This window comes from Photobacterium angustum (assembly GCF_003026365.1).
In the GTDB taxonomy this organism is placed as follows: Bacteria; Pseudomonadota; Gammaproteobacteria; order Enterobacterales; family Vibrionaceae; genus Photobacterium; species Photobacterium angustum.
On record NZ_PYOM01000012.1, the window covers coordinates 1 to 19,345 of the forward strand.

Genomic DNA, 19,345 nt, shown 5'->3' on the forward strand with positions numbered 1-19,345 from the left:
GTTCTATCTTTAGGGCAAAAAACTAAATGTCAGTAAAAATTCCTTATCTTATTTAATTATAAAGTGTTCTGGCATTATTTTTTGAATAGAATAAAACTTGAATCGTTATTCACTATTACTGTATTAAGTTTTCATCGAAAACAGATAGAACCCATGTTTCGTAATGTGGATATGTTAAATATTCGGTAAGATGTAAGAGATAGGCTTACTTCGATTATTCCGAATTTGTATTGTGTTATTTATGATTAAGATTAGATGGTTGGTATGACTAAAGATAATTTTGCAACCATAAGCGATAGAGTAATGTGCCAGATTAGGCATGATATCTTATGTGGTGAGTTTGAAGCTGGCCAGAAGCTGATACTCAGTGAATTAAAAGAGCGCTATCAAGTTGGCGGTACTCCTTTAAGAGAGGCAATGGTGCAATTATCTTGGCAGAAATATGTCAAGATGGAGCCTCAGAAAGGCTTTTGGGTTGCCGATGTTTCACTCGATGAATTACGTGGAATTTTAAAGGCACGTTTAGCTTTAGGCCATGTTGCGTTAAAAGATGCCATTAAAAAGGGGGATGAAGCATGGGAATTACAGGTTTTAACGGCCTTTCACAAGCTTAATCGGTTAGATCCTGAATCAGCATTGTTTGATTATGACGAATGGGAACTGCGCCATAAAGAGTTTCATTTATCGCTTGTTGCGTGTGAAGGCTCTGAGTTTATACTTGATATGATCTCAAATGTTTATGATCAGCAAGAACGTTATCGACATTTCTTATTGAACGCGAATCTATCACCTGAGAAGCAATATCATGACAATGGTGAGCATGAAGCGCTGATGAAAGCGGTATTATCGCGTAATGTTGAACTCTCTTGTCAGTTATTAAAAGAGCATGGTGAGCGTTTGTACCAGATTCTTGAAAAAGCACCTTCGCTGAAAGCGTTACTTAACTAACCAAATGTTAAAGTCATTTGGTGCTCGAGCACGATAATTGATTAAGTTATGATACTTAACTTAATCAATTAATTAGTGTTTGATTTCATTTTTTCTAATGACGTTAATTAAATGAAGTGATAACTTAATTTCATTGTTATATAAATGGAATTAATTTGATGTTTAAATCGCTCTCTCCAGTCCAATTAGATCCTATTCTTTCCTTATCGATTGCATATCGAGAAGATCCGCGTGACAACAAAATAGATTTAGGTGTTGGTGTTTACCGCAATAGCCTTGGTGAAACACCGATCATGCAAGCTGTTCAGCTTGCTGAGAAACGTTTAATTAAAACACAAACAACAAAATCATATGTGGCTTTAGCGGGTAGTGAAGTATTCAATCAGTCGATGATGGATCTTTTACTTTCAGGCACATCTGCACATTCTCGTGCTTCAGCAGTCCAAACACCAGGGGCGAGCGGCGCGTTACGTATGCTCGCTGATCTTATTAATGTTGCGCAACCTGACACCACTGTTTGGTTAACTAATCCGAGTTATGTAAACCATAAACCAGTGATGGAAGCAGCAGGTTTAAAGGTTAAGTATTACCCATATTTTGACCCTGAAACTAAGCAAGTAAATAGTGAGGCAATGCTCAACGAACTTGCTAAAGCAGGCCCTAAAGATGTTGTGTTATTACATGGTTGTTGCCATAACCCAACAGGTGCTGATATTACATTTGCTGATTGGCAAGCGATTACGGCATTAGCAAACAAAAATGGTTTTATGCCGTTTGTCGATATGGCATATCTTGGTTTTGGTGATGGCTTAGAACAAGATGGCGCTGGGCTTAAGTATATGGCTGACAACACAGAAGAGATGGTTGTTGCGACTTCGTGTTCGAAGAACTTTGGTTTGTACCGTGAACGAACGGGTGCTGCGATTATTATTAGTAATAGTCAACAAGAAGCACAAAAAGCAAAAGGACGTATTCTTACTTTAGCGCGTTCAAGTTATACCATGCCACCAGATCATGGCGCGGCATTAGTTGCTGATATTTTAAATGATCAGAAACTGACAAATATCTGGAAAGATGAATTAGATGCCATGCATAGCCGTATATTGACGTTACGCCAAGGGCTAACACAAGCTATACGTCAACGTGGTAGTGAGCAGTTTGATTTTATTGAGCAGCATAAAGGTATGTTCTCTGTAACAGGCTTAACGCCTGAGCAAATTTTAACGCTACGTGAACAATATGGTATTTATGCAGTAGGAGATGGACGAATTAATATTGCCGGCTTACAAGAGAAGCATATCGACCACTTGGCAGAAGCTTTAGTTAGCGTGTCACGATAATCAATTGATTAATAATAAAGCCTGCATCTTTTATTAGTGCAGGCTTTTTTATTTATATTCTGTTATTTACCTGCAACTTTTGCCGCGAGTAAACCTTGCATTGCGTAGACGTTGGTTTTGCCATTGAACTCAAGAGTCGTTGGTTCATGTTGACCAGAAATCCATAATTTTAATTCTGCATCTAAATCGAAGTGACCTTTTGTTTCTACGGCATACATGGTGATCGATTTGTAAGCGATAGAGCGGTACTCTACTTTTTTACCCGTTATACCTTGCTTATCAATAAGGATCAGGCGGTAGTCCGTTAAAATGATCATATCGCGAACAAGTTTATATGCGAGTTCAATATTTTCGTTTGGACCAAGGATGGTTGACAGCTCCTCAGTCGCGTCAGCGATACTCATTTCACCAGCGTTGCCTAACAGTGCATTAAAAAGACCCATGTGTTCTTCCTTTTATCCTTGATAACTAAATCATTAATTTATCGATATACTGTTTTCGATTTTAATCGAATTGTGTTTTTTACACTAGCAGAAAGATGGCAAGGTTTGGGTAAGCTTTTCGTTAAATGTCTGGAAAAGTACTGGATATAAAGGAAACCCTAATGGATTTGCAAATGTTCCCTTTAAACATTTGTGGAGCTGTGAGTATCCTATTTCAATTGGTAACTTCGATACTGACTTCATAGATAGAGGGAGAGCGTAAATTCGTTTTCAGATAAGTAAAGGTACAGTAAAAGACATTTACGTTAATAGTATATTTTAGCGCTATCTTTCTGCTCACAACGCAGCGTTATTGAAACGCTGCGTTCTATGATATTTAAATAGAGGTTTAATCAGAACGACCACGGCCAATAATTGGGAATTGATCTATGACTTCACTTCCTCTTACGGCATACAAGGTGTTGAAATTGTTCAGCGTTGTATCGCAATGGCTTGGAAGCAATATGAGTTGTTGGCCTATTTGTAGTGGTTCATGGTTATCAATGAGGTGAATAATACCATGTTCATCTCCTCCCGTTTTGTAACTAAGCATGTCGTCACTTTCTACTTTAGGCATGCCAAGATCAATAGAAAGACATTTCATACCTGCATCAATGATCGCTCGCTGTGGGGTAGGGTGGCTAATAACAGTACTTAATACTTTTAAAGTGACATCAAATTGGTTATTTTGATACTGATTATTTTCATCACCAATATCTTGATAAGTAGTATCCATAAACAAATAAGAGCCTGCTTGAATTTCACTAAACCCTAGCCCTTGATAGGCTTCATATGTGCCTGTTCCACCACCACTCACAATCTCCGGTGCCAATCCTTTAGGTGTTAATACGTTATTAATGTAATTAAAGAGATCTTCAACGACTGTTCTTGCTTGAGTATTTCGCTCTTGATAACCTTTTATATGCTGCAAGTGACCACTGTATGCCTGCAATCCAACATAACTTACACCATCAGAACAATTAATTGTTTCTATTAATGAAATTAAGTCATCACCGATCTCCACACCACAACGTTGTTGACCACTTTCTACTTCAATCATTAATTCAATACAAATTCCCGCATCTGTTGCTGCTTCTGAGATATCGATGATGTGCTGCTTATGATCAATTACCTGAATAAAGCGATAGTCGGGGTATTGCTGATAAAGTTTGACTAAACGTTGAATCTTATTTTTTCCTGCTATGGGGGTTGTTATTAGAATATCGTTAATCCCCCCGGCAGCCATAACTTCGGCTTCGCCAAGTTTCGCAGTACATATTCCTTGTGCTCCTGCATCAATCTGCATTTTCGCTATAGTGGGGCTTTTATGTGCTTTAGTGTGCGGTCTGAGATTTAACTGTAGAGCATCAATACGTTGTTGCATCTCGTGTATATTGTTTTTCATTTTATCGAAGTCAACGATCAAAGCTGGTGTGGGGAGTTGAGCGATATTCATTGTTAACTTTTCTCTCTTTTTATTTTTAAGGGAAGCTGTCTTATTTTCGCCCTATCTGGCTAGAATTGAATTTTGTGTAGTATTCAATCAACTTGGTCTTTTGAGCGTATTGAAAATAATACGGCGCAGAGCTAGATACTTGGTGGAAAGCACCACCAACGATACCAATATGTGACATTACTATATTGATAAAAAGTGAAATTACTATATTGGGTTTACACAAAGGTGTACGTAAAAATAACTTTTTCCTTAAATGAACGTCTTTTTTGGTTAACACCTATTAGTTAAAAATTGATAAGTGTTAACCTAAATAGCAGTCTTTTAAAAGTAAACGAATTAATTGATCTTGTCTTAATTAGCAGGTTTGTTTATATATTTCACAGTAAGATTATCTGCCTTTAGTTTTATACTATGATCATGTTCTTGTATTACCGTTAGCTTGTCTGTGCTCACTAGAACTGTTTGTTTACTCATGTTTGATACAGGAAAGCTTGCTTCAACATTCCCTTTATAAACCATTCCATTCGGTTCGTCATGCTCTGAGTCACCGACAAAGTTAATTACTGTACCGCTATTAACTTGCATTACGACATCACCGCTATAACTTTGGTAATCTTTATGCTGTTGTTCATGTTGGGACGTTATAGTGAATGGATTGATTGTTCCTGCAAAAGCTATCACGCTTGCAAAAAATAAAGAGCAAATTAATACTATTTTGGTTTTCATTTTCTATCCTTATTGTTATTTATTTAAAAAATAAAACATTCGTATATTTGGTTCTGTCACAAAGATAATTAAAGGTGTGACAGACCTAATATACGGACACTTTTGGACTGCGAGTGCATTGAATAGTTCAAAGGCCATCTATATTTAAATACTTATCTGCTCTTGATAGCGATAATGAATTTATGAGTATATTTTTATAGAAGTAAGAATCCTTATGAATATAGCTACCAAAACTTGTGTTCACTGGTTTCGCAAACTTTTTAAGGAACTGTTGGGTGTCTGGGGATAAGGATAATAATACGAGAAAATGGGAAAGGAAATACAGCAGGAGAGGACATTTCAACCCAGAGTACTGATGTACTCTGGGAGGAAAGTTCATTCATTACCACAGAAGGAGTGTGGATTTTTTGATATATTAAGACATTGCGATATAGCCTTTATCTTTAATTATTTTTTGCCCTTCTGGCGACATGATCCAAGCTAGGAACTCTTTAGCCGCAGGTTTCAGTTTACCCGGTTGGTTTAGTACCAAGAAAGGACGTGAAAGTGGGTATGTTTTGTTCAGTACATCTGCAACAGAGGCTTTGTGACCGTCTACCTCAACTGCTTTTAACGAGTTATCAATAGAACCTAATGATACAAAGCCTATTGCATCTTTGTTATTAGCAACGACTGTTTTTTCAATACCATTACCACTCGCAACTTGTGCGCGTTGGCTGATAGTTGACACTTTTACACCGTTAATTTTAGTGGTCAGTTCCATTAACTCTTCAAATGCGCCTCGAGTACCAGAGCCATTTTCACGTGTGGTTACAACTACAGGATCACTGTTACCACCGACTTGAGACCATTGTGTAATATCACCTTTAAATAATTGCTCGATTTGCGATTTTGTTAAGCTGTTAACTGGGTTTTTTGGGTTAACAACAACAGCAATACCGTCACGAGCAATTTCAGTTTCAACCAATCCGGCTTTTTTCTCTTCTGCTGATAGGTTACGTGAAGCCATACCTAGATCATTTACACCTTCGATTGAAGATTTAATGCCTGCAGTTGAACCAGTACCGTTGATGTCGATAAATACGTCAGGGTGGCTCTTATGGTAGGTTTCACCTAGAACTTCCATTACTTCTGTAACAGAAGTTGAACCTGATACGGCGATGTGTTCTGCAGCCATAGCCGATGTAGATACTGCCGCAGAACTTAAAATTAATGAAAGTGCAAGAAGTGACTTAGTCATGTGTATCCTTTAAGGGCTTAGTTATTTGCTGACTAAGTTAAAGTGACTATGTGACAAGTTTGTTTCAAAAAAGATTATTAGGAAGTAAGTTTAGATTCCAATAATGAAACGATAGCATTTCAAAAATGATTAACAGCCGCGACGTTTCCAGAATTGTCCTTCATCATGATTGAAAACATTGAAGGTTTTATCCGCAATTATGCTGTTATTCATTTCTAATGTCATACGCCATGGGCCAACTTTATTACTGATGGGAGCCCAAATCGTATCGCCAAGGTAAAAATCCCAATCATTATTACGAACATAAACATAACCATCGAATGGTTCTAAGACTTCACCGTCGTCATCAGTGATATTAGGGTGGTAAATGCAGTAACGAACCTTTTCACCTTTGGCTTTCTTAATATTAACGGTAAAACCAAATTCAATATCAATTTCAGCAGGAATGTCTAAGGTAAACTCTTTGATTTTAGGAAGCTTTTTCGATTCTGCATCCCAAGTGGTGAAAATGCCGTATGAGTGAAGGTGTACAACAGGTTTACTTTTTGCCATTGATTGTGAATCTCGATTGGTGAACGGAACAGAGGCTATAACCGAATAATAAATCAAAAAACATTAATTTTCTTTTCAAATTATGATGTTAGCAAATATTTCTTCAGGGTATGATATGTTTTCTGGTAATTTAGATGTTACTAACTCTTATTAGGAATGGAAATAGTAAATGGAACCAACAGTTTGGATATGGGGTTTACTAGCTTGTGCTGTCATTAGTGGATTTTATCGTAAAACATTATTGACTGCCGTATTAGTTACTTTAGGTTTGCTCGCTGCTGTATTTCAAGAGCGATTATCAATCATTGCTATCGGTGGTATTGCCATTGGCTTTTTAGTGGCGTATTTCACCGCTAAGCAAGAAGGGAAGTGGCGTTATGCTGGATTAAGCTTCATGCTGATTTGGTCTTTAGCGCTTTTTGCTCACGCGATTCCCGGTTTTGATAATCTTCAGGTATTAGATAAGGTTTACGCAAGCCTTGATAGTACACCGTTTACTATGTATTTAAACCTTGATAAACCGTTGGTTTTCTTTGGTTTGTTACTGGCTTATCCGGCATTGTTAGGGAGTAACAAAACATGCAACGTTAAAGCACTCGCTCTAGTTGTGATGGGATGTTTGTCGTTATTACCTATTGCTGCGGGGTTAGGGGCGTTAAAGTTTTCTCTTTCGACACCACATTGGTTGTGGTTATTTGTACTAAACAACTTGTTGTTTACCTGTGTAGCAGAAGAAGCACTTTTTCGCGGTTTTATCCAACAAGGTTTATCGAAGCGTTTCGGTTGGGTAATCGGGCTTGTTGTTGCTAGCTTACTTTTTGGATTTGCACATATTGCTGGTGGCATGTTGTTAGTTGTGTTCGCAGGTCTTGCCGGTTTATGTTACGGCTTAGCTTTTTATCTGACAGGGCGTTTATGGGTAGCTGTATTAGTACACTTTATGTTTAACTTGACGCATTTGATTTTCTTTACTTATCCGATGTTAGCAAAATAAGTAATAAAGCGGTCACCATGATGACCGCTTTATATATTTACTAATTACGAGATATTAGCGTAAGTGATCCATTACTACTAACACCGCTGCAAGTGTGTCGCTACCAAATGCCACACTTCGCTCTGGTGACCAACCGTATAAGCTGTCTGGTTGGTTATTGTGATCTTTAAATGGCATTTCAATAGTGTAAGAAAGACATTTAAATTCTTCTGCTACCCAGTTAGAGCCTACAGTTAGGTTCGCTTCACCTGGCTTATCTTTATCGTAACCATGCTCAACTTGGAACTCTGGTGTAATTGTTAGCAGTGCCTGCTTGAACATATTTTCAAGATTTTCTAAGCGCGCATCATAAGATGGAATTCCTTCTGAACCTGCAACAAAGTTATAAGGAATCGCTTCATCACCATGAATATCAAGGAAGAGATCCACACCTGTTTCAAACATTTTTTCACGCACGTAGAAAACTTCTGGGCTGTTTTCTAGTGATGGTGTTTGCCATTCACGGTTAAGGTTTACACCAATCGCATTTAGGCGAAGGTGACCACGCGTACTACCATCTGGGTTCATATTAGGCACAATGTAGAAAACGGCTTTTTCAAGTAAAGCACGACCAACGGTATCTGTTTCATCCAGTAAGCGTTGAACAAGACCTTCAGAAAACCACTCTGCCATTGTCTCACCTGGGTGCTGACGTGCAATCACCCATACTTTCTTTTTATTTTCAGCGGTTGATTCATCACCAATAACCAATAGACTCATATCTCGGTTATCAAGTGTGTGGCCTAATGTTTCTAGACGGCAGTTGTAGTGGCTTTGTGCAAGGTGAAGAAGATCTTGATGACGGTCATAGCTGTATGGTGCAAAGTAAGCAAAATACATTGATCCATTTTCAGGGATTACGCTGAAGGTTAACTTGTCACCGTCAAACTCTGCTGGAACGCGGAACCATTCTTCACGATCGTAAGAAGCAACAACATCATACCCTTTCCAGCCTTCAGGGTAGGCTGAATTTGCTAGATCAAGGATTGTAAAGTTATGCGGTTGTTGAGCTTCTGTTTCTAAACGGAAATGGAACCATTGATGAAGTTCAGAGTTATTATCGTTAGGAATACTTAACTGAATGTCGTCTTTGCTATCAGCTTTAACAACGTTAATACTTCCACTTTCAAAGTTGCTGAAGATTTTCATTTTTAGTTTCTCATTATAGGGTGTAATCTCAACTTACCACAAAGATAGTCTCTCTATGATGTTTTTTCCGCTATAAAATACGGCATCTTAATTTGTATGACCAATAAGTAATCAGTCGTTCTTCTAAGATTGAAGAATGACTGATTTTGAGCGCGATTATTTCATTTGTGAATAGTATTCAGAAATATCGGCGATATCTTGATCTGATAAATTTTTAAGTTGGGCTTTCATCATTGATGACATACCGCCAGTGCGACTGCCATCTAAATATGCTTGCATCGAGTTATACAAATACTCGGCTTGTTGGCCTTTTAGGTTAGGGTAATCTGGGCGTGGTGCAATGCCGTTGCTGCCGTGACAAAAACGGCAGCTCGGCGTTTTTATTTCACCTTTAGTGGCATCACCATCAGGCATTGCCATAAGTGAGCTTGAAAAGAGAAGAGTGATGATACTTGCTGTAAAAAAAGGATAGCGCATAGTTTTTATATAACTGCAAAATGAGAGGTAACTACTATCATAAGCTGTTGTTTATACGATGCAATATATTGTTATTGTTTGATGTAACAATATGTTAGTGAGTGTATTTCAAGCAAGTGTTATCACGTTATGAAGATTCAATGTTGTCACAAGGTGGACTTTCTAAGCTATTGACCAGTGCCTTAATAAATCGCGCGGCTTCTCCCCCCGTACATGCTCTATGATCAAAGGTAATAGAAAGTGGCAGTACCTTTATGGTTTTTACTCGTTCACCTTCCATAACCACTTTATCCATGATCCGTCCTGCACCAATAATGGCAACTTGTGGTGGCGTCACAACTGGAGTGGCATAAATACCGGCAATAGCACCGTAGTTAGAAAGTGTTATGGTTGCTTTTTGTAACTGCTGACGATCTATTTTTCGGCTGCGAATACTGGCTGCGGAGCGATCAATCCAGCGTCGGATCCCTTCCTGATGATATTGCTCTGCATGATGTAACACTGGTACATACAGACCATGACTGCTATCCACAGCAATACCGATATTAACGGTTTTATGTAAACACCTTGTCATTGTGTCTGCATCAAACCATGCATTAAGTGCTGGTTCTATATGGCAGGCGTTATTGATCGCTTTAACTAGGCTGACCGTTATGTCGTCATTTTTTTGCCAGTGATATAAATGTGCTTCTTCAGTAATAGTGGCAGAAGCGACATCATGGTGCGATCGCGTCATATTTTTTGCCATATTGCGGCGCGAACCTTTTAAGAGTTCAGTCCCTGGTATTTGTTGTTGGTAAGCAAGATAGACATCATTATCAAGAATTAAGTGGTTAGTCCCAGAGCCTGTGATTTCTTTAATATTGACACCTAATTTCTGTGCTAATAACCGCGCAGAAGGGGTCGCAATTAATGGATGATGTTGATTAGCAATAGAATGTAAATTAACGGTTTGATTTGTATCATCATAGATAGGATCAACATCAACATTTTTATCAAGCTGGGAGATGTTTCCAACAACAGTAGTCGAAGGGGATGCGTGATTTTCAGAGCTTGTACTGATTTTCTCTGGTTGTATTTTTGAAGTATTCGCGAGTAATTCATCGATTTCTAGCAAGCATTGACCAATATTAATAACATCGCCTTCTTTTCCATAACGATGCACAATTTTTCCGCTATAAGGCGCAGGAACATCAACCGTTGCTTTTGCTGTCTCTACAGTGACGACCACTTGATCGGTTTTCACGGTATCGCCAATATTGATATGCCATTGCACAATTTCTGATTCAGCCAGACCTTCACCAAGATCGGGTAATGTGAATGCTTTCATTGCCAACCCTCCATGAGTTCACGAGCGGCATTTACAATGTCATCGTGTTGGATCATAAAATAATCTTCATTACGATAATAAGGCATGATGGTATCAAAGCCTGTTAGACGTTTAGGCGGCGCTTTCAGTAAGCACATCGCGCTTTCTGCCACTCTTGTAATGATCTCTGCACCAACACCGCAGGTTTTTGCTGCTTCATGCACCACTAATAAGCGGCCTGTTTTTTCGAGTGATGCAGTAATGGTCGCCATATCGATAGGTTTGATACTGGCTAAGTCAATCACCTCAAGTTTTATGCCATGATGAGATAAGGTCTCTGCTGCTTGAAGTGATTCGACCACACAAGCACCCCAAGTAACTAGGGTGATATCAGTTCCTTTTCTTAACGTAAAACATTGCTCAAGTGGTAAAGCGAGACCGTTATTTTCGACATGTGATTTAACGGTTCGGTAAATCCGTTTGGGCTCAAAGAATAAGATCGGATCGTTACTGCGAATCGCGGCGAGCAATAATCCATAAGCTCGTTGCGGTGAAGAAGGGATCACAATTTTTAAGCCCGGAATGTGGGCAAACATTGCTTCGATACTTTCAGAATGATGCTCCGGCGCATGTATACCACCACCAAAAGGGGCTCTAAAAACAGCAGGGCAGGTTAAGCGGCCACGAGTACGATTTCTTATTCTTGCTGCATGACAGACTAGATGCTCCATTGCTGGAAAAATAAAGCCTTGAAACTGAAATTCAGCAATAGGGCGGAGCCCCTGTGATGCCATACCAACAGTGACACCGGCGATTAACGATTCTGCTAGTGGTGTATCAATAACACGTTTACAACCAAAAGCTTGTTTTAAACCGAGTGTTGCGCGAAAAACGCCACCGTTTTCACCAATGTCTTCACCCAAAATAACGACATTAGGATCGTGTTGCATTTCATAGTGAAGGGCGAGGTTTACTGCTTCTATTAATGTAATATCAGCCATTATTCCCTCCTGAATTTTGCTTCTCCATTCGCATCGCTTTATTGATAAGTGCGTCACGTTGATAGTGCAGATCGGGGTCGGCTTTCTCGTAAAGATAATCGAATGCTGATTCTGGCGCTTGTACAGTAAGATCAAGGTATTGTTCAACGGCTTGGTTAATACGCTGATGGCAAATATCTAACCATTGTGATTCTTCGGCTTCTGACCATAAATTTTGATTGATTAAATAGGTCTTTAATCGAGAAATAGGATCGAATTGCCATGCTTGTTTGACTTCTTCATCTTCACGATAACGAGAGGCATCGTCAGCAGTTGTATGATCACATAGGCGATAACTAACTGCCTCTATTAATGTGGCACCTTTGCCTTTTCGTGCCTGATCTAAACTTTGCAGAAGGGCATCGTACATGGCAACAATATCATTGCCATCAACCATGATACCTTTTATTCCTGCGCCTTTGGCTTTATCGACTAAGTGTTCGGCATGACATTGTAGATGCAGTGGTACAGAGATCGCCCATTGATTATTGTTGATTACAAACACTAAGGGGATATTCCATACACCCGCGCAATTAAGTGACTCAAGGAAATCACCTTTTGAGGTAGCTCCGTCACCACAAGTAGCAACGGTTGCTCTATGTAATCCTTTGATTTTCATTGCTGCTGCTATACCAACAGCATGAGTGCATTGTGTTGAAATTGGTACGCAAAATGGCATATCGTCATTATGTGAAATATCGGGGGATGTTGAGGGGAAATTGCTACCTAATTCATCGCCACCCCAGTATTGTAAGTTCTGCAACATACTGATACCACGCGCCCATAATGCGGGCATATCACGGTAATAAGGTGCAAGCACATCGGTTGATTGCATAGCAGAACCAATCGCGATACCAATTGCTTCTGCGCCAAGGTGTGAAGGATAAGTACCTAACTTTCCTGTTCTTTGTAAGGCAATTGCTTTTTTATCATAGTGACGAACTAAAACCATATCGCGGTAAAATTGCTGTAGTAATGTATCATTAGCCCATTCAGGAAGAGGGGCGACTAAATTACCACGGTGATCTATATAACGATGCATGGGTTGTTTCTGTATATTCATCCCAAGCTCCTTGTGTTTTATCACCTCTTTATTGATTTTCTGCTAAGAAGTGAATCGTTATAACGGCTTGAACTGGATAATTTAAGTGTAACGAATAGACAGCAACTTGCTTGAGCTTTATCGTTGATATAACAGTAAACAAAACAATACAGCGAAATTAATGGAAAAGAGAGCTCTTATTTATAGCTAGTAGTGAATTATGCTTCTGTTTGATGTAGTAGCCGATCTTTTATATTGCTATGTGTCTGGCGATAATCTTACTCGGCTAAAACGTGCAAACCGTGGAATACCTCGATCGGTATACCCGTTGTAACGAAACTGAATTGTAGTGCCAACTGGGGGAGGGTTTTTGCGTTGTTGTTCGGTAAAGCCTGTTCCTATCTTAAAGGTTTTATCATTGGCTGTTTTTACCCAAACAGATCCCATTAATCCTTGATATTTTCCATTTCCCTTTTCGTAAGCAATAATAATTGCTTCAGCATCTTGATGTTGTTTGAGTTTAAGTAACTTATTTGTTTTGCCGGCGACATAATAGTTATTAATATGTTGAAGCATTAAGCCTTCACCGTGGTTATTAACGATAATATCAAGCCATTGCGTAAGAATACTGATTTCGTTGATACGCTTATGTTCAACCAGATAAAGAACATTGTTTGGAACTGTACTATGAGTCTCGATAAGTTTGACTAAGGTGTTATAGCGTTGTTCAAAAGGTAAATCTGATGCTGGTAAATCAAATACCATATATTTGACACTACGCCATGCCTGTTCATTAGGGACATGATCCATGACGATTTGAGTTAGTGCTTGGAATTTACCGCGTTGTAGCCATAATTCCCCATCAAGCGCTATTGCGGGTAGGTTTTTTATAAACCAATGTGGTGCATGGATTTGTTTACCTGATTTTGTCGTAAGTTGAGTACCATTCCAATAAGCTCTAATTCCATCAAGCTTTTCACTAATAAGGTATTCACTGACAGGAAATTCTACATCATCAACAACACGGTTCTTGTCATTAAGATGCTGTAAATCTAATGCTTTAGCTCTCATTAATTCAGGAGTCGATTGCGCAGAAAAGGAAAGTGTGAGCATGACCAATGCTGCGATAGGTGAGAGAGGTTTATTTATATAATTAAGATGTTTTTTTGAGGTAATTTCAGCTGCAGTAAGTCTGTTTATCATCGCCTAACCTCCAAATTATAATCAGTTATAATAAGGTATTAGACACACATGATAATGGAAAATATCAATATCATTTCATATGGTGATACTGTGTTGTCACTCTAAATTTTGTTAGAGACGATACAAGCATTAACAATTTAATGTGTATTGAGTATATTTAGTTGTTGTTAAACACCGATAATTGTGTCGTTTTTTTAGCAACTACATCCGCCTTTGCTGTATAGCTATCCGTGCAATTATAGAAAGCTTGTGCTTGTTTATGATCGGCAACAAAAGAAAGAGGTTGATCAAGTCCGTCAATATAAATGCGCGAACGGTTGCCGTAAGAGCGAAAAGTATCGATGAATAATTTGGGGCTGACATTATCATTAGCGATAGTTGTGCTATAGATGACATTATTATTATCAATACGTTTAAATAGGTTATGATCGACTAAGTACTTTATATCTGCTTTAGTTTTATTAAAGATGGGCTCTTGGGTTAACTTACCTCGAGAAGGTGCAGATAAATCATTGAAATGATATATTTTAATGTCAAATTTACTATGGTAGTTAGATGATAATGCCAAAACAATCTTATCTTGATACCGCTCTTCTTTTATACGTAACGTACAAGCTAAATTGTTTTGGATATAAACTGAATTTTCAAGCAAAGGCGTTGAAAAGGCAGAGACAGTTAGAAAAAGTAGTGGTGTAATCATAGTGCGCACCATATAGACATACATCAGTGTAAATCGAGTACAACATTTTGCTTCCTACTTTAAACACTAGTGCTTATGGCAATCAAAATGTAGCTAACATCAAGATCTATTATTTGTGATACACATTATTATTTTTGAGACGGTAATCTAGATTTAAAAATAAGGTTATTAATTAGAGCTCACTAAGTGAAGCTGTTCAAAACCTTGCTAAAAATATGACAATTGATTACATGTTAAGTGTTAAATTACGCATTTAGATAATAACAAAAATTAAAAATGTGCTGTTGCTGTACGTTTGGGAGAAAAATATGTCGAGTAGTACTACAGGAAAAACTACAAAACTTAACTGGAAATTATCGTTACTTCTTGGGTTATTAGCTGGTGGGGTATTAGGCGCAGGTATACAGCATTACAATAATGTGCCTGTTACGACAGCGTATAGTTCGTTAAAAAGTGACTATCAGTCAGTGGTTGACGAACTCAATAAAGAAAAGTTATCTGTTAAACAGTTAACAGATGAGAAAGCGTTACTTGTTGAAAGCTCTAATCAAAAGTTAGATGCTCTGAATTTGCAGTTAGATAAACAAAAAGATCAGCTTAAACAGTTAACGGAGCAATTAGTTACTATTCAAAAGCAGCAAGAGACAACCCAAAAACTGGTTGTTACAAAAAAGAAGCTCAATAAAGAAGTGGTAGCATTAAAGACTAAAACCAAGCAACAAAAAGAAGTGATCGATAATTCAAATGTGTTGTTTGAACAAAAATCAAAGACACAGCATGATTTAGCTGTAGTTCAAAAGCAAATAGTGACACTAAGTCCAGAAATAAAAAAAACAAAAAAAGCGTGTGCTGAGTTTAAATCCGGTAATAGCTGGAACTGGGTATCACAAAAAGACTGTGATAATTATGAGGCTCTTCAGAAGAAGCTTAATAAGTTAAAAGCAAAAGAAAGCCAGTTAAAACAGTCGTTAGCTACGCTTAATAAGAAAATTAATGGGTAAATAAGTTAACCTTCATCAAGGTTTTATTTGGTGTTGAGAATAATAGCGTGAAAAAGCCGCAATGTTGATATTTTACAGTGAAGTGACACTATAATATTAAACATTACGGCTTTTTATTATTAGCTATTAGCTATTAGCTATTAGCTATTAGCCTATAGGCTGAGCTAGTGACGCAGGAAAACCGCGCTGAACGGCAATTTTTTCTGCCTTCGCAAGTATATCTTGTTTATCTAACTGCAAAGTTGTTGAAAAAAGCTGCTCCCTTGTACTTACGTCATCATGCGAAGTGATGATTCCTTTAGTGGTGAGTTCACTCACAATAGCATCTGCTGCTGATAGTGCTGATGAAGCTTTTACAATTTCAGAACGAGCATAGTTGTCACCAGAGAACGATATATCTGCAGCACGAAGCGTTGCATCAGCACCTGGAATTTGCTGAGCACCAAATAATGGTTTTCCGCCTACAACAGCACTTTTAAATGTATCAACATATTGTGCGACATGTTTTATTGCTTTCTCTGTACGCTCAATCACTTCCTCTTCAGACCATTGTCGGTTTAACTTTTCTTTAAAAGCTTCACTAAGTTTTGGTTGAGCAGAGGAATGATCAGAGGTTACTAACCCATTTTCAAATAGAGTAATATCTTTTGTCATTCCATGTAATTGAAAGTAGCCGTTAGGGTAAGGCGTTAGTTGAGCCATGCCTTTTGGCGTACCGCGCTCACCATGAATAATCACTTCTGGCCAGTGCCCCTCACATTTCTCCCAGCGTGTTACATAAGCGGCTTTAAATTCTACCATTCGCTCTCGTGGAATATGAGCTAGATCATCGATTGTGCCAGAACGATAGCCACAAGCATTGATTAAGTAATCAACAGTACATTGCTGCTTATGATTATCCTGAGTTTGATAAGTGATTAACCATCGTTGAGCTATTTGGTCATATTCAACCTCACACACCTTACTCGAAAGTAATACATGACAGTTATTCATTTGCTTCAATGCTAGGGATGCGGTTGCTGCAATTCGAAAAACACTTAGACCATACTCTTGCACCATGACGATCGGGTATTTGAATTGATCTAATTGAAGAGATTTGGCAACAGGGATCATCCAATCATCAGGTGTGATCGGGTGTGTTGGATTATCTAATTGTTTTAATTTTTCTATATCTCGCTGCGAATAGAGAGTGAAGTAATCACTAGGCTCACCTAGTACTTTGTTCTTACTATCTCGTTTTACCAATTGTTCATAAGTGGTTTTTAATAAATCTAAGCGAGGTATTAAATCTAATGCTGAGCCCTTATCGTCAATTGGCACAGCGATAACAGTAGGGCGAATGTTTGCAGTATGCTTGAACACTCTAAGCGTATCAATCGATTGCTCTAGTAGGTCGAGACATTGTTGATTGGAAATTTCACGATATAAATTGCCGCCCGCATGAAGATGGCAGATAGGTGGGCCGTTAACGAGACTTATACCTTCTTCGAATAAATTTATTGAAATTCCAAGTTCAGCAAGACGAAGTGCAATTGTAGCACCTGCGACCCCTCCACCAATAATACCAACAGTTGAATGGCGAATGCCTTCTGATGAGCGGTGTTCTGAAATATTCATAATGATTAGGCTTAAATGTGAAATTCAATAGTAGTTATAACGTTAATATTTGTATGGCTTTAATTAAGCATCTTAAGCCAAATGTATTTTACAAGGTTACAGTTACGAGAGAAATATAAAGTTAGATCAAAAGTTATAACTGCCGCACTTGTATTTTTTTTGGCTCACAAAATAGGCAATTTGTTTGATTAAGCATAAATATGAATAAAAAGTAGATATATAAGCTTGGTCAATAACTGAAAAATAAAATCACACAACTATGAATATGATTATATTTGTTATAAAAATGTGATATTAATCCACCTTTATGCAAGTTTTTTGTGAATGGCCACCTACTTGATAGACACCTTTCAGTTAGACAAAATGACTAATAAAGAGGTGCTTATGAGTAGCAAGATATATCCAGGATAATTTAAAATTGAAGCAGTCAAACAAGTGACTGATAAAGGTCATAGCGTGCCTGATGTTGCTGTGCGACTAGGAACAACAAGCCATAGTTTGTATGCGTGGGTTAAACGCTACGGTCTCGACTCCTCACAATACCAAGCTTAATTTGATGAAAGTGCTGAAATTCGTCGACTTCAAAGGAATTGCAGCGGTTAACAGAAGAGCGAGACATACTAAAAAAAGCTACAGTGTAGTTCGCAAGCCCGTCCGACTGAGGTATGCCTTTATTAAAGCGAATCAGGCCACATGGTCTGTTTGACGCATGTGTAAAGTCTTTGGAATTTACCCAAGTGGTTACTATTCTTGGCTAAAAAATCCAGACAGTAGACAAAAATAGCGGCGAAAATACCTTCTCAAGCTGATAAAGCAATTTTGACTGGAGTCAGGCTGTGTGTATGGTTATCGAAAAATCTACAGTGACCTGTGAGATGAAGGGTAAACCTGTGGAATTAACTAAGTTCATCGCTTAATCAAGCGAGAAGGTATTCATACGCAAAGAGGCTATCGAAAGCCACGCTCCAAGGGTGGTGTCGAAAACATCATTGTTCCTAACAAACTCTCAAGAGAGCTTAACCCGCTAGGCCCAATCAATCTACCTATATCAAAACGCACGAAGGTTGGCTGTATCTAGCGATAGTTGTAGATCTATTCTCTCGGCGAGTAATTGGTTGGTCAATGAAAGCTTAATAACTAAAGAACTTGTCCTAGATGCTTTGCTGATGGTGGTTTGGCGACGTTCACCTATAGGAAAAGTGCTCGTCCACTAAGATCAAGGAAGCCAGTATACCAGTTACGACAGGGACTGTTTTTTGAAACAGCATGGTCTTGAATTAAGTATGAGTCGCCGTGATAATTGTCACGACAATGCTGTTGCCGAAAGTTTTTTCCTGTTACTCAAAAGAGAAATAACTAACCGGAAGTGCTACACCACGAGAGAGTAACTTCGTATGGACACCTTCGAATATATTGAAATGTTCTAAAAATTAAACGCCGATATAGTTCCAATAATCAGTTGTCGCCAGTAGAGTATGAAAAGCAAAATGAAATAAAGTTAAAGAGTGTCTACTAATTTGGTGGCTATTCAGTCTGTAATAAAATTTAAAATCAATGTTAAACTACTACTTTATCGTAGTTTATTGATATGAGAGTCAAATGACTATTTGGAAAAGAGAGTTTAGCTTAGCAAGCCTTAATAAAACCTCAGAAAATACATTAATCAAACATTTAGGTATTACCTATTCAGCTTTTGACGAAGATTCACTCTCGGCAACAATGCCCGTTGATCATAGAACACACCAACCACTGGGTATGTTACATGGTGGAGCCTCAGTTGTTTTAGCTGAAACATTAGGGTCATTAGCGGCTAATTTGTGTGTTGATCATGATAAGTATTGCGTTGGCTTAGATATTAACGCAAATCATATTCGCGCAATAAGAGAGGGGATAGTAACGGGGCGTGCTAGTGCTCTTCATTTAGGAGCAACAACACAAGTTTGGCAAATTGAAATAAAAGATGAAAGACAGCGACTAATTTGTACTAGTCGTTTAACAATGGCCGTCATTAATAATAAAAAGAAATAAGA

The 19,345-nt window shown here is 38.2% G+C and carries 18 protein-coding genes and 1 pseudogene; 6 read left to right on the top strand and 13 right to left on the bottom strand.

Features of this window, described 5'->3' with window-relative positions:
* Positions 1–255: 255 nt before the first annotated feature.
* Both CTN01_RS13210 and CTN01_RS13215 read left to right on the top strand, forming a co-directional pair.
* Positions 256–948 (top strand): GntR family transcriptional regulator, encoded by a 693-nt coding sequence (locus CTN01_RS13210; protein WP_005365601.1) that lies wholly within the window; start codon positions 256–258, stop codon positions 946–948.
* Positions 949–1,106: 158 nt separating this feature from the next.
* Entirely contained in the window at positions 1,107–2,288 is a 1,182-nt protein-coding gene (locus CTN01_RS13215; protein WP_045081984.1) for an amino acid aminotransferase, read from the top strand.
* 62 nt (positions 2,289–2,350) lie between these two features.
* Here the strand turns inward: CTN01_RS13215 and CTN01_RS13220 are convergent, their stop codons facing one another.
* The 5 genes from CTN01_RS13220 to CTN01_RS13240 all read right to left on the bottom strand — a co-directional run bounded on the left by CTN01_RS13220 (position 2,351) and on the right by CTN01_RS13240 (position 6,744).
* On the bottom strand, positions 2,351–2,731 hold the full coding sequence (locus tag CTN01_RS13220) for a PH domain-containing protein (RefSeq protein WP_005365599.1): 381 nt from the start codon (positions 2,729–2,731) through the stop codon (positions 2,351–2,353).
* 388 nt (positions 2,732–3,119) lie between these two features.
* Entirely contained in the window at positions 3,120–4,226 is a 1,107-nt protein-coding gene (locus CTN01_RS13225; RefSeq protein WP_107342167.1) for a DSD1 family PLP-dependent enzyme, read from the bottom strand.
* Between the two features lie 351 nt (positions 4,227–4,577).
* Entirely contained in the window at positions 4,578–4,952 is a 375-nt protein-coding gene (locus CTN01_RS13230) for a hypothetical protein (RefSeq protein ID WP_045148778.1), read from the bottom strand.
* Positions 4,953–5,367: 415 nt separating this feature from the next.
* Positions 5,368–6,192 carry a phosphate ABC transporter substrate-binding protein gene (locus CTN01_RS13235; RefSeq protein WP_005365589.1) on the bottom strand — a complete coding sequence of 275 codons (825 nt, stop codon included), beginning with the start codon at positions 6,190–6,192 and terminating at the stop codon, positions 5,368–5,370.
* Between the two features lie 129 nt (positions 6,193–6,321).
* Positions 6,322–6,744 (bottom strand): DUF3859 domain-containing protein, encoded by a 423-nt coding sequence (locus tag CTN01_RS13240; RefSeq protein ID WP_045081986.1) that lies wholly within the window; start codon positions 6,742–6,744, stop codon positions 6,322–6,324.
* A 169-nt stretch (positions 6,745–6,913) separates the two neighbouring features.
* On the opposite strand from CTN01_RS13240, the gene CTN01_RS13245 reads away from it, so the two are divergent.
* Positions 6,914–7,738, top strand: coding sequence for a CPBP family intramembrane glutamic endopeptidase (locus CTN01_RS13245; RefSeq protein ID WP_045148779.1), 825 nt, complete (start codon positions 6,914–6,916; stop codon positions 7,736–7,738).
* Between the two features lie 54 nt (positions 7,739–7,792).
* On the opposite strand, the gene CTN01_RS13250 is transcribed toward CTN01_RS13245, so the two are convergent.
* The 7 genes from CTN01_RS13250 to CTN01_RS13280 all read right to left on the bottom strand — a co-directional run bounded on the left by CTN01_RS13250 (position 7,793) and on the right by CTN01_RS13280 (position 14,697).
* Entirely contained in the window at positions 7,793–8,926 is a 1,134-nt protein-coding gene (locus tag CTN01_RS13250) for a M14 family metallopeptidase (protein WP_045148781.1), read from the bottom strand.
* A gap of 156 nt (positions 8,927–9,082) precedes the next feature.
* Entirely contained in the window at positions 9,083–9,403 is a 321-nt protein-coding gene (locus tag CTN01_RS13255; RefSeq protein WP_005365580.1) for a c-type cytochrome, read from the bottom strand.
* A gap of 127 nt (positions 9,404–9,530) precedes the next feature.
* Positions 9,531–10,733, bottom strand: coding sequence for a dihydrolipoamide acetyltransferase family protein (locus tag CTN01_RS13260; RefSeq protein WP_045148782.1), 1,203 nt, complete (start codon positions 10,731–10,733; stop codon positions 9,531–9,533).
* Positions 10,730–11,713 (bottom strand): alpha-ketoacid dehydrogenase subunit beta, encoded by a 984-nt coding sequence (locus tag CTN01_RS13265; RefSeq protein WP_045148784.1) that lies wholly within the window; start codon positions 11,711–11,713, stop codon positions 10,730–10,732. The genes CTN01_RS13260 and CTN01_RS13265 overlap by 4 nt, the downstream gene beginning before the upstream one ends.
* On the bottom strand, positions 11,706–12,815 hold the full coding sequence (gene pdhA, locus CTN01_RS13270) for a pyruvate dehydrogenase (acetyl-transferring) E1 component subunit alpha (RefSeq protein WP_045148786.1): 1,110 nt from the start codon (positions 12,813–12,815) through the stop codon (positions 11,706–11,708). Before pdhA ends, CTN01_RS13265 begins: the two co-directional genes overlap by 8 nt.
* Positions 12,816–13,052: 237 nt before the next feature.
* Complete coding sequence (locus tag CTN01_RS13275; protein ID WP_045148788.1) at positions 13,053–13,997, bottom strand: DNA ligase; 945 nt, start codon at positions 13,995–13,997, stop codon at positions 13,053–13,055.
* Positions 13,998–14,154: 157 nt separating this feature from the next.
* Positions 14,155–14,697, bottom strand: a complete 543-nt coding sequence (locus CTN01_RS13280) for a hypothetical protein (protein ID WP_107188321.1) — start codon at positions 14,695–14,697, stop codon at positions 14,155–14,157.
* Positions 14,698–15,005: 308 nt separating this feature from the next.
* Here CTN01_RS13280 and CTN01_RS13285 point away from each other — a divergent pair, with 308 nt between their 5' ends.
* Complete coding sequence (locus tag CTN01_RS13285) at positions 15,006–15,698, top strand: hypothetical protein (protein WP_107188320.1); 693 nt, start codon at positions 15,006–15,008, stop codon at positions 15,696–15,698.
* A gap of 147 nt (positions 15,699–15,845) precedes the next feature.
* On the opposite strand, the gene CTN01_RS13290 is transcribed toward CTN01_RS13285, so the two are convergent.
* The gene (locus CTN01_RS13290; RefSeq protein WP_045148790.1) at positions 15,846–17,315 is read right to left on the bottom strand and encodes an FAD-dependent oxidoreductase; all 1,470 of its coding nucleotides are present in this window, start codon (positions 17,313–17,315) and stop codon (positions 15,846–15,848) included.
* Positions 17,316–17,732: 417 nt separating this feature from the next.
* Here CTN01_RS13290 and CTN01_RS13295 point away from each other — a divergent pair.
* Positions 17,733–18,831: pseudogene (locus CTN01_RS13295) on the top strand (IS3 family transposase).
* An 83-nt stretch (positions 18,832–18,914) separates the two neighbouring features.
* Positions 18,915–19,343 (top strand): hotdog fold thioesterase, encoded by a 429-nt coding sequence (locus CTN01_RS13300; protein ID WP_045148796.1) that lies wholly within the window; start codon positions 18,915–18,917, stop codon positions 19,341–19,343.
* Positions 19,344–19,345 lie beyond the last annotated feature (2 nt).

Excerpts from the sequence above, each read along its gene's own strand:
- CTN01_RS13210 (WP_005365601.1), top strand. The coding sequence starts at position 256 with ATGGTTGGTATGACTAAAGATAATTTTGCAACCATAAGCGATAGAGTA.
- CTN01_RS13215 (WP_045081984.1), top strand. The coding sequence starts at position 1,107 with ATGTTTAAATCGCTCTCTCCAGTCCAATTAGATCCTATTCTTTCCTTA.
- CTN01_RS13220 (WP_005365599.1), bottom strand. The coding sequence starts at position 2,731 with ATGGGTCTTTTTAATGCACTGTTAGGCAACGCTGGTGAAATGAGTATC.
- CTN01_RS13225 (WP_107342167.1), bottom strand. The coding sequence starts at position 4,226 with ATGAATATCGCTCAACTCCCCACACCAGCTTTGATCGTTGACTTCGAT.
- CTN01_RS13230 (WP_045148778.1), bottom strand. The coding sequence starts at position 4,952 with ATGAAAACCAAAATAGTATTAATTTGCTCTTTATTTTTTGCAAGCGTG.
- CTN01_RS13235 (WP_005365589.1), bottom strand. The coding sequence starts at position 6,192 with ATGACTAAGTCACTTCTTGCACTTTCATTAATTTTAAGTTCTGCGGCA.
- CTN01_RS13240 (WP_045081986.1), bottom strand. The coding sequence starts at position 6,744 with ATGGCAAAAAGTAAACCTGTTGTACACCTTCACTCATACGGCATTTTC.
- CTN01_RS13245 (WP_045148779.1), top strand. The coding sequence starts at position 6,914 with ATGGAACCAACAGTTTGGATATGGGGTTTACTAGCTTGTGCTGTCATT.
- CTN01_RS13250 (WP_045148781.1), bottom strand. The coding sequence starts at position 8,926 with ATGAAAATCTTCAGCAACTTTGAAAGTGGAAGTATTAACGTTGTTAAA.
- CTN01_RS13255 (WP_005365580.1), bottom strand. The coding sequence starts at position 9,403 with ATGCGCTATCCTTTTTTTACAGCAAGTATCATCACTCTTCTCTTTTCA.
- CTN01_RS13260 (WP_045148782.1), bottom strand. The coding sequence starts at position 10,733 with ATGAAAGCATTCACATTACCCGATCTTGGTGAAGGTCTGGCTGAATCA.
- CTN01_RS13265 (WP_045148784.1), bottom strand. The coding sequence starts at position 11,713 with ATGGCTGATATTACATTAATAGAAGCAGTAAACCTCGCCCTTCACTAT.
- pdhA (WP_045148786.1), bottom strand. The coding sequence starts at position 12,815 with ATGAATATACAGAAACAACCCATGCATCGTTATATAGATCACCGTGGT.
- CTN01_RS13275 (WP_045148788.1), bottom strand. The coding sequence starts at position 13,997 with ATGATAAACAGACTTACTGCAGCTGAAATTACCTCAAAAAAACATCTT.
- CTN01_RS13280 (WP_107188321.1), bottom strand. The coding sequence starts at position 14,697 with ATGATTACACCACTACTTTTTCTAACTGTCTCTGCCTTTTCAACGCCT.
- CTN01_RS13285 (WP_107188320.1), top strand. The coding sequence starts at position 15,006 with ATGTCGAGTAGTACTACAGGAAAAACTACAAAACTTAACTGGAAATTA.
- CTN01_RS13290 (WP_045148790.1), bottom strand. The coding sequence starts at position 17,315 with ATGAATATTTCAGAACACCGCTCATCAGAAGGCATTCGCCATTCAACT.
- CTN01_RS13300 (WP_045148796.1), top strand. The coding sequence starts at position 18,915 with ATGACTATTTGGAAAAGAGAGTTTAGCTTAGCAAGCCTTAATAAAACC.